Here is a 16,112-nt window from a genome sequence, read left to right as displayed (position 1 = left end):
AATGTAGCACCCCTTTCTAATATTTAATGCGAGGGTCAACAATGCTGTATACGATATCTACAACTAAATTTGTGATAATAAATAGAGATGCCATAAATAGAACTAGACCCTGTACAGTTGGCAAATCTCTCTTTGAGATTGCTTCAACTGAAAAACTCCCTAACCCAGGTAGTGCGAATACCGTTTCAATAACAACAGCACCGGCTAGTAAGAAGCCGAACTGTAATCCTATTAATGTAATGATCGGTATCATGGCATTTTGGAGTGCATGTTGAAAAATCATCGGGATTAATGCAAGACCTTTAGCTTTGGCGGTTCTCATAAAATCTTGTTTAATGACCTCGAGCATACTTGACCTTGTCATTCTTGCAATATTTCCAGCTGAACCTAAACCAAGCGTAATAGAAGGAAGGATTAATGAATAAAATCCTTCATATCCGGAAATAGGGAAAATGTTCAATTGATAAGAAAAAATCCAAATAAGAAATAGAGCAATCCAAAACCCTGGTGCAGAGATTCCAATTAATGAGATGACCATTGCTAACTGATCAAAAATTGTGTTTTGTTTTACAGCCGCTAATATTCCCATTACAATTCCAACGACAGACCCAATTAAAAGACTACAAACCGCTAATTGAAAGGTAATTGGAAATCGGGCATAAATTTCCTCAACTACCGTCAGTCCAGTTACATAGGAAGTACCTAAGTCCCCTTGGAAAACATTTTTTAAGTAATCAATGTATTGAAAAAAAAGCGGCTGGTCGAGACCAAGACTTCTTTTTAATTCGGCTATGGATTCTTCCGTTGCAAAATCGCCTAAAATATAGGTAACTGGATCACCCGGGATTAGATGCATCATCAGAAAGACTAAAAACGAGACACCAATCAATGTAACTATCATTGAAAACGTTCGTTGCATAATATATTTTGACAAAACCAATCCCTCCTTTATTGAATAACACAGTTAGGAATGAGATCATCTCTAACTGTATCTATTGGTTTTATTTCGGACGGATATCATTGAAAATAATGGTTTGTGAAAATGGATTTTGTTTAAACCTTTCAATGTCACGGTAAGCTGTGATGTTTTCACGTACAAATAATGGAACCCAAGGTGATTCTTCCACTAAATACTGTTGTGCTTCTTCATAAATCTTCATTCGCTCTTCCGGATTCATGGTTTGACGTCCTTTTGTCAGCATGTTGTGCAATTCTTCAGATTCATAATGCATTCTGATTGAACTGCCTTTTGCAAAATATATATATAAGATATCAGGATCTGACCATCCGTACGCTGTCAAAAGCGCTTCGTGTAATCCTTTTGGTGTATTGGCAGAAATTGAGGCGGCTTCTTGAACAGAAATTTTCACATCAACACCAATTTCCTTTAATTGGCCTTGAATAACTTGGGCAATTCTTTGCATAACTGGTTCATCAGATAACCATAATTCAAATGAGAATGGTTTACCGTCCTTGTCAGCAATTCCGTCTCCATCGGAATCTTTCCAACCCGCTTCTGCTAATAGTGACTTGGCCTTTTTAATATTACGGGTATACTTTTCTTGTGCCGACACTTCAACCGATTCACTATAACCAGGTATAGTATGAGGCAACGGACCAAATACCGGTTTTGCATATCCCTCCAAAGCAAATTTTACAATCGGTTTACGGTCGATACCGAGTGCGATGGCCTGTCTAACTCGTTTATCCTTAAATTTCGGCTTTTTGTTATTGAATCCTAGGTAAGTAATTCCTTGTTCATACATGCTATCAATCGATACACCTTCTGTATTTTTGAGATCTTTAACATAGGTTGGTGGCACCTTTGTCATAATTTGCGTGGTACCTTTCTTGAACTCAAGCACTCTTGTATCGTCATCTGTAATAAAGCGGAATTCATATTTATCAAATGCTGGTGCACCCTTGTTTTCTACGAAGGAAGGACCCCAATTGTAGGCATCATTTTTCGCGTATTCTATGGATGATCCTCGTTTACGCTCTGCGAATTTAAATATTCCTGCAGCTGCCGGATGTTCGCCAAAATCATCTCCATACTGACTCACAGCTTTAGGGTCCATTGGCGCTAAATAAGCAGTTGTTAGTCCACTTGCGAACGGTGCAAAAGGCTCTGTGAAATAAATCATTAATTTTTGTGCATCTACAGCCTCGATTTTATCTACTGGACCAGCAATAAATTTAACTGCCGAATGTTGAAGAAACCTTTCGAATGTTTTTTTAACAGCGTCCGCCGTAACAGGTTCTCCGGAATGAAATTTTGCGTTTTTATTTAAATAGAACGTCCACACTTTCCCATCTTCCGAGGTTTCATATTTTTCAGCCAAGCCGGGGATCAGGTTCCCTTCCAAATCCCTTTTTAGCAAAGTTTCATAAATATGACCATTGGAATCATCCACCCATGTTGACTTATGAACGTCTATAGTATCTGGCTCCCTCACAGAAGATATGACTAATGTATTGCCGGATGTACTTCCTCCATTAACACTTCCAGAGCTTTTTTCATTTGTTTTTGGATTACACCCTGTTATTAACAACATAAAACTAAGTAAAAAGATTATTAGAAATTGACATTTTTTTGTTTTCACCTTCAATCCCCCCTATTTTTTACTAATTTCGTGCTTTTGTAAAAAATTCACTTCTTTGTTAAATGGATATACTGGTTTTACAAGTCTGGTGTGATGAATTGATGAAAGATTGAAACTGCTTAGCCCAGGAGAATCTACTGAGATTATTGTGTGTGCCAGTGGTTCAAATCCTGCCCGAAAATGCTGACTCGATTTCAAGGCTACGATTTTATATTTTGTTACATCAATTCCATTTAAAACAAAGATTTGTTCATCCAATGTTTGCGATCTTTTTGAACAAACAACTATATCGAGACCGTTTACTACTAATCTTACAGACTTTCCATAATCCACTTTTTCTCCCTTTCCCATTGGAGAAGATTGAATAAACTGACCATCTGCAAGAGATTTAACATAAGCTTGAACTGGTATAGGATCCCCGTGCATATCATCCGTTTTTCCCCCGAGTTTTACTTCGATCAAAGCACCTACTCCTTCTGTATGTGCGATGTTCACCACTTCTGGATCATATATAAATCCAAAACAAGCATTTTCGAGTTTAGCCTCTAACATCGCCGAAAGTAAGTGTGTTCCATCTCCAGGTGTACCACCTCCGGGGTTGTCAGAAGTTTCGTTGATAATAATCGGATTACCTTCAATTTTTAATGCTTTATTAATTCCTTCAGCTGGGTTATCTATATGAGGGAAAAATTTTTCTCTAGCATTCCATATTTCAATTGCAATTTCTTCTGAGGTTTGGCTTGCAAGTTCCTGATCATTATTTGTTACTGTTAATACAGATACACCTAGTTCCGGAATATTCGTATATGGAAAACCATGAAAGAAAGTACAGTCAATAATTGAGTTGTGCTCTTCGCGTTCCCAGCACAATTTATTGATATCCATTGCTGGTGATAAATTTGTAGTAGAAGTTGGGATCATAAGTGGAATTTTCTTGAGGCTCATCTTTGGTTGAAGATTACCAGACAAAATTTGGTTCGTTATATCAATTGCTTCTCTTCCTCTTTCATAAGAATCGACATGCGGGTAGTAATTAACACCTAAAAGGACATCTGCCTCCTTAACCATTTGATCGGTTATATTGCCATGAAGATCTAGTGTGACAACGATCGGGATATCATAGCCAACCACCTCTCTAAGCGCAAGTAATATTCCTCCTTCAAGATCGTCAAGATCTTCAGCTACACCGGCACCGTGAAGCGCAAGACAAATCGCATCATAATCTGATACAACTTTGATTGCATCAATTAATTCATTAATGATCCTTTCATACGTTTCACGAGTAATCAACCCGGAGGGCATAGCAAAAGCGGAAAATGTCGGTACAATTTCTAGTTCTATTTTTTCAGCATGATCAATCATACCACCTAAATAATCTCTTACTTTTCGATGTTTAAGTATGATTTCATCTCCATGCAGCCATTCCCATTGTTTGAACGACTCAACGGTTGTTTTCACATTAGAAAATGTGTTTGTCTCATGCGCAATTTGACCAATCAAAATTTTCATGGTTCCCCACCCTTTTTGAAGTAGTTACTTTAAACCTCATTTGAAATTGAAGTTAATAATTCTTTATCATTATATTACAAGTTTACCTTCTTTTTCAATATAAAATTTAAAATTTTATAAATTTTGTGAGTTTTTAGATAATTATGAGGGGGTTTTCTCGCGATTGCTTTTATAACCATTGGTCACCTGTGGAATCAAGGGGGATACCTTTTTAAATATTTTTTCCAAAACAAGAGACTTAAGATCATCAATGTGAAATATGTTGATCAAATTAGAACTTGGCTGAATATGTTCCGTAAAGGAAGGGAATCGATTGCGATTTGCGGAGCTTCGAGAAACTGGAACAACACTGAATGACCGGAAAGCCTTCTATCATTTCGCACGGTCGCTTATCCAAGAAGAAAATGATATGTTTGTTTAACTAGAACCAAAGTATAGGCAACTGTTAAAATATGTAACTAGATAAGGAATGACTTGCTCCGAATTCCTTATTTTGTCGAGTATGAATATTAAATGTAACATGTAGAGCTAAAACTAATGCGTATTCCCTAATCATCCCAAGTAAGATAAAGGCCTTTTATTTTCAGATTAATCCTCATGGTGCTTATCTTCCACGCTGAGGAAGATCGGGTTGGAATAGAACAATAGGTAATAGGTCTTGATAGTTTAGTTTGTTAATTTCAGCAAGTTCGCTCAGCAAAACATAGGTGGAAAATTCTAATCAGAATTAATAACAGCTGCTGATACAACAAAAAAAGAGCATGATCGTTTAAGATCATTCTCTTTTTTCTAAATTGTAATATGTTAACGTACTTCTTTTTCCAACTCTTTAACCTTCTCTAAAGGCAGGCCTGTGTGTTTTGAGATATCTTGTACAGACATACTCGGTACTTTAAGCAAACTTTTAGCAATTTCAATTCGCGCACCATCAACTTGAGTTTTTTGATCAGATAAATATTTTTCTCTAAGCTGATACATCCTAATGGCTTCCTCATCAGCACTTAAACGGCGTAGTTTATCTTCTGCTTTTGCTACCAATTTATCCAAGATAAACACCTCCTCTAAATTTAGCTGATTTTCTTTGTCTTACTTAAATTTCTTTATAAGACTTAAATGTATTTTTTTCTTTTCCGCCACGAGCCCATATTACGACTGGAATCAGTAACAAAGATAAAATCCCTCCAGTTAATGATAACGTTGCGTAACTTGAATTAGCGACAACCATTCCAGATAAAGCTCCCCCCGAAGCTCCTGCTAATGCAACAAAAACATCTATCGTTCCTTGAGTCTTAGCACGTGTTGAAGGTTCCGTAGAATCAACAATTTGAGCAGTCCCACTTATCAAACCCAAATTCCATCCTAATCCAAGTAAAGAAAGAGCAATAACAAGGAGAACCATCGAATCACTTGGTGCCATGGCTGCAACCAGACCTGCAAGAAGTAATGTGGCTCCAGAGGCAATAGTCATGGCAGTTCGGCCAATCTTATCAACTAGAATTCCTGTAAAAAGTGATGGAAGGTACATTGAACCTATATGTGCACCAATAACAACTCCTACTTCACTTAAACCATGTCCATGATGTTCCATGTGTACAGGTGTCATGGTCATAATAGAAACCATGACAATTTGAGTAAGTACCATAACTGTAGCACCTACTGTCACGCCTCTTTTGTTTTTGGTTTGTTCAGAAATTGTTAAAATCTTTTTATTGTCATGTTCTTGGTTATTCGCTTCTATTGCTCTTGCCACTATTAATGGGTCAGGACGAAGCAGCACATAAAATACAAGACCTGCTAAAATATACGCGACTGCTGATAAAATAAAAGGCCCTGCAAGAGATGGAACATTAATAGCAACAGCTACTTTACCCATTACGCCCACTAAGTTCGGTCCTGCAACTGCCCCAAATGTTGTGAAAACCATTGCCATACTAACAGCAGTTGCTCGTTGTTTCGTATTTGCTAAGTCTGTCCCTGCATAACGAGCTTGTAAATTAGTAGCTGTTCCTGCTCCATAAATAAGGAGCGAAGCAAATAAGAGAAAAATACTATTTATAATTGCTGCAATCACAACTCCAATTGCTCCAATTCCACCTACTATAAAACCTGTCGCAAGACCTGCACGACGTCCATAACGTTGAGAAAGTCTCCCTACTACTAAAGCAGCACCTGCTGATCCTAAAGTAAATAGAGCCGTAGGTAGTCCTGCAAATGCATCTGTTCCAAGCATTTGTTGAGCAAGAAGCGCCCCGACGGTAATTCCTGCAGCGAGTCCTGCACCACCAAAGATTTGTGAAATGCCTACAATGAGTAACGTACGTTTGTATAACTTTCTCTGTTTTTCCGGAGAATTTATATAACTCTCTGTGGAATGATCAATACTGCTTGTCATGTTAAACACCTACTATCGTTTAATTGTCAGTTGATTTTTTCCAATCGTACACTCCTTCTTCCAAACGAAATGCATTAATACCCTTACTTTTTAAAAGTTCAACAGCTTCTACTGACATTAAGCAGCAAGTTCCTCTACAATACGCAACCACATTACAATTAGGCGGTAAAGAAGCTAATTTCTCTTCTAATTCTTCAATAGGCATAGAAACAGCACCGGGAATATGTTCTTTTTCATATTCTTCAGTAGGTCGCACATCTAGCAATAAAACCTCACCTTTATCCATTCTCTCTTTAAGTTCTGAAAGAGAAATGCCTTCTATATCAAATTGGTCATTTAAAAACTCTTGTTTTATTTGCTGGATATCTACAAATTGTTTTTCGGATAATGTGTGCAAAGCAGCTAAAAAGTCCGTAATGGCTTCATCAGCTAGTTCGTATATAACGTAATTTCCTTTCTTCTGAAACTTTACTAACCTAGAATTAATAAGAGTTTGCAAGTGTTGGGATACGTTTGCAACAGACATAGTTGTTGCCTTTGATAAAGCTTCTACAGATTTTGGACCTTGAGATAAAAGATCCAGAATCTCTAATCGTTTTGGACTAGATAAGCTCTTACCTATTCTCGCTAACCCTTGATACAATAAATCTTTTAAGTGTCGTTCATTTAACATATAAATCACCTCTATCCAACTATTCAAGCAATCTATTGAATAGTTGAATATTAAACCTAGCAATAACTTATGTCAATGATAGTTTCTTTATTCTAATACACTTTTTAAAATTCCAATCTTTACATGTCTCAAAACATATATACCCTTAATTAATATAAAATAATTAGGTAAAAGCTCTTTGTATACCATATACATCTTTAGTTTACATAAGTAACGAATTTCCTCATGAATAATGGGTAAATAATTACTGGTTTGTTAGTTTCATCTTAATCTGTTTTACTGATATTTTTTTTGGATGAACACAAAAAAGGATCTTCTATTGAAGAGCCTGGGTTATGTTTATTCTTAAATTTAGAAAGAATTAAGCAGATTGCTTAAAATGTATTTTATTTATTGCAGCTTCGACAATCTTCTCTTCAAATTCTTCGTCATACATTCCTTTAACTGACTCATACGAACCTGAAGCCTTATTGAGAAGCACCATTTCAGTCATTCTCCTAGTCTTATTTATTCTATCGAAATGAATGTATAATTTACTTTCATAACACTCAATATTTTCAATTGCATGGAAAATCCCTTGAATAGTGAGCTGCATCCGGCCATTTACTGATTCACTATTAATTATTTCAGCATTTGTAAACATAAAAACACCGCGCTTTCTTATTGTTTTGTACAATGTATGCGCGGCATCTCTTTAATATGAGTGATAGATTATTTATAAATAGCTTTTTTGGCGCCTTTAAACTCATTTTCGCTTAATTCTTCTTCAAAAGCTTGTTTCCATTGACTTTCCCGTTTTTTGATAGCTTTGAAATCCATATTCGTCACCACATCTACTTATCCTAATGAAACTTTCCTGTAAAAGTATTGTAGCTCTTGTGCGAAAAGATTTAGTTCATTTGAAATGATAGGATTCATCAAAAACACCATCCTTTCTCGTAAACCTCTTACGATAAGCATAGCGTTTTTTCATTTTGAGGGTATGATTTTAACTTCGCTTGATGGGTATGTGACGCTACCCCTTTAACTACAATATATAAGATTAAGGACTCCTGTTAGTTAAGCTGTGGACCTTTGCAGTGGCCACCGTTTTAATTGGGACTATTTTTATATAAAACCAAAAGTAATTACAAGACTTGTTGTAAAAATCGACGTGTTCTTTCTTCCTTAGGTTCTGTAAAGAATATTGTTGGGGGACCTTCTTCGATAATTTTTCCATCTGCCAGCATAATTACACGGTCTGCTACTTCCCTTGCAAAGCCTATTTCATGTGTGACAATCACCATTGTCATTCCATCTTTTGCGAGATTCTTCATTGTTTCAAGCACTTCACCTACAAGCTCCGGATCTAACGCAGATGTAGGTTCATCAAATAGCATAACGCTTGGTTCCATGGCTAGTGCTCTGGCAATTGCAACTCGTTGCTTTTGTCCACCAGATAATTGTTCAGGATAATAGTGGGCTTTATCAGCTAAACCTACTTTATGCAATAGCTCCATTGCTTTATTGATTGCTTCTTGTTTCTTTTTCTTTTTAATATGAACAGGTGCTTCAATCACGTTAGCAAGTACTGTCATATGTGGAAATAGATTAAAGTGCTGAAATACCATACCCATATCTTCTCTTACTTTGTTTAAATCTGATTTATTAACATCGATTACTTTTTGATTAATCTCAACTTCTCCAATATCTTTTATTTCTAAGAAGTTCAAACATCTTAACAAAGTACTTTTGCCTGAACCACTAGCTCCGATTAGCACCACAACTTCTGATTTATTAATTTCAAAGGAAATATCTCGTAACACTTCTAAGTTATCAAACGTTTTGCATAAGTTTCTTACTTTGATCAAATCCACTACCTCCCCTACTCTTGCTAACGTCTAATTTCTTTTCCAATTTGTTAAAGATTAGAGTGAAAATTAGAACAAGAATTAAATAATACATACCTACAACGAAATACGTTTCAAATGGCATATAGTTCTCAGCTTGAGCAGAAAGCGCGTGGTTGAATAACTCTGTTACAGCAATGTATGCGACAAGGGAAGAATCTTTTAATCCGATAATAAATTGGTTACTTAAAGAAGGAATGGCTCTTTTAAAGGCTTGAGGTAGTATAATACGGCGCATCGATAGGGAATATGGCATTCCTAAGGAACGAGCTGCCTCCATCTGACCACGGTCAATGGATTGAATGGATCCTCGGAAAATTTCAGCTATATAGGCACCAGAGTGAATCCCCAAGGCGAGTGCGCCTGCGGTGAAATCAGATAATACTAATACACTCGATATTCCATAATACAAAAACATAAGTTGTACGATTAAAGGCATGCCACGTACTAGAAAAATATAGAGGTCGGCAATCTTTTGTAAAATGGTAATGTTAGAGACTTTAAAAAAAGCAAAAATCAATCCGATTACTACTGCAATCAAGAGTGAAACAACGGTCAATTCTATCGTAATTAAGGTCGCTCTTAAAAATTCAATACCATGTGTTTGGAAAATAGAATATATGCTATTTATAAAATTCATAAACACTTCAGCTCCTCAGTTCAATAAAAAGGCTAAGTCTTTATTTTTCTAGTAGATTTACTCCAAACCATTTCTTACTGATTTTTTCGTAAGTACCATCTTCAACCATTGATTTAATGGCTTTATTGATTGCTTTCAAGAGTGCAGGATTGTCTTTATTAACCGCAATTGCTATATTTTCGTTTTTAAGTACATTGTCTACGTTTTTAATTTTTAAATTCGCTTCTTTCATTGCAGAGATACCAACAATTTTATCTGTAATGACTGCATCAACACGTCCTGGTTCAAGATCTTGTAGAGCATAAATATCGCTTGGGTAATTTTTAATATCTTTTGTATATTTTTCGGCATCTTGTTGATACGTACTTGCTTGCATAACACCTATTCTTCTATCCGTTAAGTCTTCTTTCTTTTGTATAGTATCATTGGATGCTGCTACAAAGACTTGCGCGCCAGAAATATAGTAAGGATCGGAGAAATCGACTTGTTTAGAACGTTCTTCTGTAGCTGTCATACTTCCGATAATGGCATCATATTTTTTACCCTTTAAACCTTGGATGATGGTTTCCCACGGATTTGTAACAGGGTTCGCTTTTAAACCAATGCGCTTAGAAATTTCTTGGCCAATTTCAACATCAAAACCCACTAGCTTGTTGTTCTCCTTATAGTTGAGAGGTTTAAGCAAACCACTCATTGCAAACGTTAATTTGCCTTCGTCTACTAGCTCCATTTTTTCCTTATTGTCCACTGATCCAGATACTTTAGAATCATTGGATCCACAGCCACTCAATACAAAAAGTAAGGATAAACCTAATAGTACCGTTAAAGATGCTACTCTCTTCTTCATAAAATACACCTCTCATTAATATTATTACTTTTCTTTCTTCGGATAGGATGGTTAATCGAGTATTAGTGATGTAATCGTTTACAAATCATCCCTACTAAAGTCACATTCCTCAAGAGGCACTACCTTTGTCTTTTTAATGAATTTATAACCAAGCCAAAGAATAATAAATACAGGTAAACTAATATAAGAAACGAGCATACCATACCAGTTAATAGACCCTTCAGAAATGGCTTGGCTGCCCTGGCCTAAGATAACAACGATACATAGCGCTAAAGCAAATAAAGGACCAAATGGATACCAATTTGCTTTATAGGGTAATAGATTCAGATCTCTTCCTTGTTTAACATAAGCTTTACGAAATCTGTAATGACAGATTGCGATTCCAACCCATGTTAAAAATCCGGTTAAACCCGTCATATTAAGGAGCCAAATATAAACAACACCATCTCCAACGAAAGAAGAGAGGAAAACAAGAAAGCCAAAAATGATATTTGTATAAAGAGCTATAGCAGGAACTCCTTTTGCATTAACTTTCATAAACAATTTTGGAGCTTTTCGACTTTTAGCGAGAGACCAAAGCATTCGAGTTGAGGCATATGTTGCCGGTGCCGATTGCACCTCCAACGGCAATCATCGTTATATGTCGAGACCTTAAACCACGATTTAATTTACCACTTTGGGTAGAGTTTGATATCACTTGTGTATCTAACTCAACATTGCTCATCTCTTGACCTCCATTTCAAGTGTGATAACAATCATGCACAGCTTGAAGAACCTCTTAATCAATTTCCAAGTTTAAATGTGTATGTGATGCAACATTCTTCAGGAGGTTCTTACACACTTAACGTATGATCTATTTGTGGATTGACACGCTTCGCCCACCATGCCGTAATAATTGGTACTAAGATAGCCGTAATGATAGCACTTGATGCAATGATAATTGTTGCGGAAGCAGCAACTGGTGCATAGACTGGATTGGCTGCAGCCACAATAGTTGGAACACTGGCTGCGCTTCCTGCAGTTGATGCAGCAGCTAATCCTGCTACCCCATTTCCTCCAGCTAATCGGTCCATAATAAACAGAATAGTTCCTGTAAAAAGAATGACAGATAGTCCAACTATTAATCCAATCCATCCTGCATCAATCACATCTTTAAAATTAAGACCAGACCCTAGTGCAAATGCAAAGAAAGGAACTAAGGCAGGTACAGCTTTGCTTAATAATGCACGTAAGTCTTTATCTAGATTTCCAAGAATCATGCCAATCACTAGAGGTAAAATCGCACCAATTAGTGTTTGCCATGGGATTGCAGAAAGACCTACGATGCCAAGCGTTACCATCGTTATGAATGGTCCTCCTTCTATTGTCATAATAGGATAGGCAGCGATTTCTTCTTTTTTTCCATACTGATGCATTAAGGCTAAAAATAATCCTCCATTGGTATCATTCATAGAAGCGACAATCGCTAAAACAGAAAGTCCTCCAAGAACGGATCCTTCACCAATAATTTGGAAAGCGATCCACGCAACAATAACTGAAGCTCCAACTTTTCCAATAAGAAGGGCTCCTCCTCTTTTTAAGATTGTAGGAGTTGCTTTTACATCAATTGTTGATCCCACACAGACGAAAAAGATAGCAAGCATTGGTAGTACTCCATTAAAGAGTGCACCTGTATAAGAACCAAAGAAATCTCCCATTGAAGGTATAAAGGTATGAAGAGTGACTCCTAACAAAAGAGGTACGAGCATCATGCCACCTGGTACTTTTTCTATTGTCTTTATAATTTGCATACTACTTCTCCCCTTTACGATTTATGGAATTAACATACTGTTCAATCCGGTTCATTCCTTCTTCTAATAATTTCATATCATTTGCATAGGAGATTCGTATATATCCTTCACCAGCTTTTGAGAAAACGTCTCCCGGCACGACTGCTACTCCAGCATTTTCAAGTAGTTCTAAGGCAAATTCAGCTGACATTTTATTCGTGTGTTTTATTGATGGAAATATATAAAATGCTCCTTGTGGTTTGCTAACTTCCATACCTATAGAAAGTAAACGTTTATAGACGAAATCTCTTCTTTTTAGGTATTCTTCTTTCATGGATATCGGATCATCTTTTCCATGGATAAGCGCCTCAATCGCTGCATATTGGCTAATGGAGCTTGCACATGTTGCATTATAAAGGTGAATTTTTAGCATTTCTTCGACAATATATGAGGGTGCAAAGACGAAACCGATTCTCCAACCTGTCATCGAATGGGATTTAGAAAGCCCATTTATAACAATAGTTTTGTTTCTCATTTCGGGAATAGAGGCCATAGACGTATGTTTTTTTTCATAGGTTAATTCACTGTAAATTTCATCAGAAACGATAAAAATTTCTTTATCTAACAGTAATTTAGAGATTTCATCTAGTTCTTTTTGATCTAACGTACTTCCTATTGGATTGGATGGATATGGTAGAATGATACACTTTGTTTTGTCAGACAACTTTTTATGAAGCAATTCAGCGCTTAACTTAAAATTATTTGTTGATGTATCTACATACACTGGAATAGCGCCACATAATTCTATAATCGGTGCATAACCAGGGTAAATAGGTGAGGGAAGGATCACTTCATCTCCTTCTTCTAGAATAGTTCTGAAAGTGATATCAAGTGCTTCACTTGCACCCACCGTAACGATGACTTCGTCAACGGGCTGATAAAGTAGCTTATACTTTTGGAACATATAATCACATGCAGCTTCTCGAAGTTCTATTAATCCGGCGTTATGAGTATACGTTGTTCGATCTTCTTCAATCGCTGTTTTTCCAACAGTTTTTATATGTTTAGGAGTTGAAAAATCCGGTTGACCAATTGTAAGGTTGATAACATTTGGATACTGAGCCACTATATTAGCAATTTTCCTTATCCCAGAAAATTGTATTTGCCTTACTTTCTTATTTAATAAGTACTTCATTGGTCGCTCCCTCCTTACGGGTACAAATAATTGAATATTCAGTTTTCATAGTGGTTGAAAGAGTATTTCAGCCACTTTCTCATAACTTTTATTACTCGTAAGATTCTACTTTAATAAATGGCTAATAACTTCATTTGTTAATGCTGGTACAATTTCTGTTGAAAATGTAAGCTCCATTCTCTCATATTTCTTATGTGCGTCATATCCATATGGTCCAATGTTAATAGCAGGTACATTAATATCTCGGATATCTTGATAATTAACAAAATGTTTCGTACCCCAGCCTGGATTGTTATTACAAACTGCCTGTATTCCTTCTTCATCATCACTTAGTGCGACACAGCTCATATCACATACATAAGGAAAGAAGTTTCTCGTTACAATCGGATGAGGATAGGTCGGCTGAACTTGCTCAATGGCTTTTTGTAATGCATCCAGTAGGTGCTGTTCTTTCTCATTTTTCCCTGTAACATCTACGCGTGATGAATAAAGAGACGAATAGAAAATAGTAATGGCTGGGCTTTTATCTGTCATCCAGTTCCATTCTTCTTCAACAACACGTGCTGCAAACATCCGAGTGTCTATGCTCTTATCTAGCATTAGTTGTTCCTTAAAGGCTTTCATATGTTGGATAAATCGGTCGCCATGTTCTTTTTCTAGTAATTGCTTCATTTCTTCGTAAATAATCACTCTTGTTTTCCATGGCAATTCGTTATACGTTTCACCACTTCGAGCACAAAACGTTTGGTACCGTTCTGTTAGTGTTTGTAATGCTCTATCAAAAGCGATTTCTGCTTGTTCTTTCAGTTTAATCATGACATCTTTTGGAGACCATGACTGGATAAAGAAATTATAATAAACATACGCTGAAAGAGCCGTTTGGATGGTGTAAGTCGGTTTTAAATCTGTTTGCTTTAATGAGACTGGTGGTGCCGGAAATTCACCTAATGAGTCATCAACTAAATCTGGATTATAGCTGATTTGACGTGTTAACTCAGCAGCTATATAGTTCGGGTCTAGCCCTTCAAAGGAAGAACCAGCGTGTGTTTCTGCTCCCGTAATGAAAAAAGAAGGGAGGAGTTTTCCGATGGAACCTTTGTAAATATAGCGATTTTCATCTCCTTCATAGCGAGGAGCAACGAAATCGGAGTTAATAAGCGCAACATAATCAAAATGATGTTCTTCACGTAATTTCTTTAAATCTTTTAATCCTGATAAAACGCCGTGTGAGCTATCTTCTTCGTCACATTCAGCAAATATTAATAGATTTCCAGATAGTTCTTCAGGATGTTCAGAGTAGTATTTCAGTATATAGAGATGACTTGCGACACCGCCTTTCATATCGACGGTACCTCTACCAAAATACCAGTCACCCGATTCTAATTGATTCCTTACCAAGTCAGGTAATGGTTCATCGTGTAAGGCTTTCATTAATTCTTCAGGGAAACATGCCTTATCTTTTAAATGACTGTAGTCATCGATACCAACCGTATCTGTATGACCCATTAGAATAACTGTTTTATCGCTTTTCGTTTTCGTTCCTTTTACAAAAGCCAATACATTATAACGTTCTACCTCATCATTTTCTGTTTGAGAAAGTATTAGATAGGAAGGATTTTGTTTGAAATAAGGAAAAGAAGCTATTTTGAGATATAAAAAGTTTGAAATGGCAATTTCCCCAGTGGTGTTAACAATACTTTCTACAGCTACTAATTCATTTGTAAACTTTAATACTTCTTCACGACATGTAAACGACGAAATCATTTCCCAGCACCCCTTTGAAAAAATTTATTCTCTTAAAAGTCTTTTGTTCTTCGATAAATAACGCCCAAACTACTAAGCTAGTTCTCCTCCATCAATTGGAATATGTTGACCCGTTATATAGGCTGCCTCTTGAGATGCGAGAAAGGCATATAAGTTAGCTACTTCTTCAGGCTGTGCATGCCGTTTTAATGGGATTTTTTCATCGGTTTGTTTCAGCATTTCAGGTGTATATTCCGCCATTTGCATAGGTGTAAGTACATAACCTGGACAAATAGTGTTCACGCGAATCGTTGGAGCAAGTTCAATTGCCATTGTTCGAGCTAATAGATTAACTCCAGCTTTAGAGGCGTTGTAGTCAGCATAATAGGGATGACCTACTAACCCATTGGTTGACGCTGTCATAAGAATGACGCCTTCTCCTTGGGCTAGCATACGTTTCGCAGCTTCTTGAGCCGTATAAAAAATACCATCTAGATTAATACCAAGTACTTTTCTCCACTGCTCTGGGGTAATATCGATAAAATTAGCTCTGACACTGATGCCAGCGTTAGCAATCAAAATATCTACTCCATTGGTCAATGAATCAATCTCTTCAAATGCTTGTTTAACTTCAAACGGGTTACTTACATCGACGATGACACCATGTGCGATAGATGGAAATTCCCGAAGCGAGTTATAAAGTTGCTCTTCATTCCGGTCTAAAATGGTAACGATAGAGCCCTCATGAGCAAATCGTATGGCAGTTGCTAATCCAATTCCACTTGCTCCGCCAGTAATGACTACTCGTTTTTCGCGTAGACTGTCTGAATATCTCTCATTATTCAACTCATT

General features: G+C 36.7%; 14 protein-coding genes and 1 pseudogene. All 15 read right to left on the bottom strand.

All coding sequences use genetic code 11. The features are described 5' to 3' along the window. Positions 1–16: 16 nt before the first annotated feature. The 15 genes and pseudogenes from LIT25_27430 to LIT25_27360 all read right to left on the bottom strand — a co-directional run bounded on the left by LIT25_27430 (position 17) and on the right by LIT25_27360 (position 16,106). A complete protein-coding gene (locus tag LIT25_27430; protein ID USK36494.1) occupies positions 17–934 on the bottom strand; it encodes an ABC transporter permease in 918 nt (305 codons plus the stop codon). A gap of 67 nt (positions 935–1,001) precedes the next feature. Beyond that, on the bottom strand, positions 1,002–2,603 hold the full coding sequence (locus LIT25_27425; GenBank protein USK36493.1) for an ABC transporter substrate-binding protein: 1,602 nt from the start codon (positions 2,601–2,603) through the stop codon (positions 1,002–1,004). A gap of 12 nt (positions 2,604–2,615) precedes the next feature. Further along, positions 2,616–4,112, bottom strand: coding sequence for a M81 family metallopeptidase (locus LIT25_27420; protein USK36492.1), 1,497 nt, complete (start codon positions 4,110–4,112; stop codon positions 2,616–2,618). An 804-nt stretch (positions 4,113–4,916) separates the two neighbouring features. After that, complete coding sequence (locus LIT25_27415) at positions 4,917–5,159, bottom strand: hypothetical protein (GenBank protein USK36491.1); 243 nt, start codon at positions 5,157–5,159, stop codon at positions 4,917–4,919. A 43-nt stretch (positions 5,160–5,202) separates the two neighbouring features. Continuing rightward, positions 5,203–6,504 carry an MFS transporter gene (locus tag LIT25_27410; GenBank protein ID USK36490.1) on the bottom strand — a complete coding sequence of 434 codons (1,302 nt, stop codon included), beginning with the start codon at positions 6,502–6,504 and terminating at the stop codon, positions 5,203–5,205. Between the two features lie 19 nt (positions 6,505–6,523). Then, positions 6,524–7,177, bottom strand: a complete 654-nt coding sequence (locus LIT25_27405; GenBank protein USK36489.1) for a metalloregulator ArsR/SmtB family transcription factor — start codon at positions 7,175–7,177, stop codon at positions 6,524–6,526. 361 nt (positions 7,178–7,538) lie between these two features. Beyond that, the gene (locus LIT25_27400; protein USK36488.1) at positions 7,539–7,820 is read right to left on the bottom strand and encodes a hypothetical protein; all 282 of its coding nucleotides are present in this window, start codon (positions 7,818–7,820) and stop codon (positions 7,539–7,541) included. Between the two features lie 484 nt (positions 7,821–8,304). Continuing rightward, complete coding sequence (locus tag LIT25_27395) at positions 8,305–9,027, bottom strand: amino acid ABC transporter ATP-binding protein (GenBank protein ID USK36487.1); 723 nt, start codon at positions 9,025–9,027, stop codon at positions 8,305–8,307. Beyond that, positions 8,993–9,706: an amino acid ABC transporter permease gene (locus LIT25_27390; protein ID USK36486.1), complete on the bottom strand. Its 714-nt coding sequence runs from the start codon at positions 9,704–9,706 to the stop codon at positions 8,993–8,995. The genes LIT25_27395 and LIT25_27390 overlap by 35 nt, the downstream gene beginning before the upstream one ends. A 40-nt stretch (positions 9,707–9,746) precedes the next feature. Next, the gene (locus LIT25_27385; GenBank protein ID USK36485.1) at positions 9,747–10,553 is read right to left on the bottom strand and encodes an ABC transporter substrate-binding protein; all 807 of its coding nucleotides are present in this window, start codon (positions 10,551–10,553) and stop codon (positions 9,747–9,749) included. A gap of 78 nt (positions 10,554–10,631) precedes the next feature. Further along, positions 10,632–11,156 (bottom strand): annotated as a pseudogene (locus LIT25_27380) (amino acid permease). Between the two features lie 230 nt (positions 11,157–11,386). Further along, a complete protein-coding gene (locus tag LIT25_27375) occupies positions 11,387–12,343 on the bottom strand; it encodes a 2-keto-3-deoxygluconate permease (protein USK36484.1) in 957 nt (318 codons plus the stop codon). A 1-nt stretch (position 12,344) separates the two neighbouring features. Then, positions 12,345–13,517 carry an aminotransferase A gene (locus LIT25_27370; GenBank protein USK36483.1) on the bottom strand — a complete coding sequence of 391 codons (1,173 nt, stop codon included), beginning with the start codon at positions 13,515–13,517 and terminating at the stop codon, positions 12,345–12,347. Positions 13,518–13,622: 105 nt separating this feature from the next. Further along, positions 13,623–15,281, bottom strand: coding sequence for a M20/M25/M40 family metallo-hydrolase (locus LIT25_27365; GenBank protein USK36482.1), 1,659 nt, complete (start codon positions 15,279–15,281; stop codon positions 13,623–13,625). Positions 15,282–15,353: 72 nt separating this feature from the next. Next, positions 15,354–16,106 (bottom strand): SDR family oxidoreductase, encoded by a 753-nt coding sequence (locus LIT25_27360; protein ID USK36481.1) that lies wholly within the window; start codon positions 16,104–16,106, stop codon positions 15,354–15,356. Positions 16,107–16,112: the final 6 nt, after the last annotated feature.

Source organism: Bacillus sp. F19 (genome assembly GCA_023823795.1).
Taxonomy (GTDB): domain Bacteria; phylum Bacillota; class Bacilli; order Bacillales; family Bacillaceae; genus Bacillus_P.
Note: the sequence above shows the minus strand (reverse complement) of the source record. Positions and strands in the feature narration are given on the sequence as shown.